Raw genomic sequence first — 1,878 nt, forward strand, 5'->3', positions numbered from 1 at the left:
CCGACCCGGACCTGATCATCGACCACCACCCCTCCGCGTGCGACGGCTGCGGCAGCGGCCTCGTGGACACCGCGAGCACGGGTTTCGGGGCCCGGGGGGGGGGGGGGCGGGCCCCCCCCCCCCCCCCCGGGCCCCCCCCCCCCCCCCCCCCCCCCCCGGGCGGCGGCGGGGGCCCCCCCCCCCCCCCCCCCCCCCCCCCCCCGCTGCTCTGTGTTCCGGCTGCTCTGTTTTCCGGTGTTCCGGTGCTCGGTTCCCCGGTGCTCGGTTCTCCGGTCCGGTGCGGTCTAGCCGAGCAGGCCGCCGATGGGCGCCCCCGGGCCCAGGGGCCCGCCGCCACCGCCACTGGTGCTGCTCTTGGTGGTCTTCGCGGCCGCGGGTGCGCCCTCGCTCTTGTCTGTCGTGCTGGTGGTCCGCTGCTGCGTGGTGGGCGCCTTCTTCGTCGGGCTGCTGGTGGGTGGCTTGCTCGTTGTGCTCCCGGTGCCCTTCGCGCTGCCCGGGGTCGAGGTGGCCGCCGGGCTGCCCGCCGCAGTCGGTGAGCTGGGCGGCGCGGACTCCACGACCGTCGGAGCCTGCACGGCCGGAGCCGGCGACGCGGCACCGCCTGGCACGGCGGGCGCGGTCGGGCCGCTGTCCGGGTGCTCAGGGCGGTCCCCGTCGACGGCCGGGGAGCCGAACACCGCACCGACGACGAGTGTCACGCCGACGCCCGCACAGGCGATCAACGAGCCGTAGCCGAGCTTGCGGCGTCGGGCCCGCACGGGGATGACGATCGGCCCCCGCCAGTCGCGAAGCGACAACCAGGCGTCCGCGGAGTACATCGGCGACCCGGCCAGGGCCAGCGGGCTCCACGCGGCCAGGAAGACGATGAACGCCGCGTGGTACGGGGAGCCGTTGTCGCCGACGGCGATCAGCACACCGAGCGACAGCAGCATGCCGAGCATCGCCACGAACCTGGTCCACAGGCCGAGCACCGCGCCGAAGCCGACGAGGACCTGCCCGAAGGCGAACAGCAGGCCCGCGCCGACCGCGTGGTTCGCCGCGAGGTCCATCACCGGCGGGAAGACGCTGTCGGCCCGCAGTTTGGTGATGCTGTGCGCGAAGGACTCAGTCGAGGCCGGGTCGAGGAAAGCCGGGTCGTACAGCTTGCGCAAGCCCTCCAGGAGGGAGGCCAGGCCCAGGAACAGGCGCAGCGGCAGCAGCACGACACCCAGCTGGAAGGCGCCCCGGCCGGCCTGAAGGTCGGCCTCCGCACTCGACACCTGCGTCGTCGTGGCTGCGGCTGCGGCCTTTGGCTTGGTGGCGCGCGACGCAGCCCGGCCCGACTCACGCCGCTGGGCGGCCCGGCCGCCCGACGAGGGGCCGCCGGGATCGTCCGCGGGGATGCGCGGCAGTTCCGTAGTGGCGTCGGCGGGGTCGGATCGCATGCGCTGCCCAGGCACCGGCGGGTCGCCCGCTGCCGGGAACCCTCCCGGAACCGGCTGTGTCCCTTGCTGCCCGCCGCCGAAGACGACCCGCATGCTCCGTGTCTGCGCGGCTACAGCCGTGGGGTCCGCTGGGTCGCGCACCAGCGTCAATGTTTCCGATCTGGTGTCCACAGACCACTAACCGCCGACACCCCGGGAAGGATGCGGGCACACCGGCCCCCATTTTCATCCGGTACGACAACCCGGAGCCCGAGACGCCTTCCGACACGCCCGGAGAGTCACCCCAACGAGAAAGTGCCCCGCTGCCCGCGGCAAGGCCGCGGACAACGGGGTCGATGGGCGCGCAGCGCCCCCCGCCGCACCACCACGGGGCGACCGAGCGCCAGCGAGGGAGCGCGACCGGAGGTCGCAGCTTTCCCGGGCGACGCGCAGGCGCCGAGCGACGACTGAGCGA

Annotated in this window: 1 protein-coding gene; it reads right to left on the minus strand. The window is 74.9% G+C overall.

The features are described 5' to 3' along the window. Positions 1-284: 284 nt before the first annotated feature. Positions 285-1,424, minus strand: coding sequence for a TQO small subunit DoxD (locus AC0Z36_RS29540; protein WP_485466159.1), 1,140 nt, complete (start codon positions 1,422-1,424; stop codon positions 285-287). Positions 1,425-1,878: the final 454 nt, after the last annotated feature.

This window comes from Kitasatospora sp. UYEF31 (assembly GCF_057291755.1).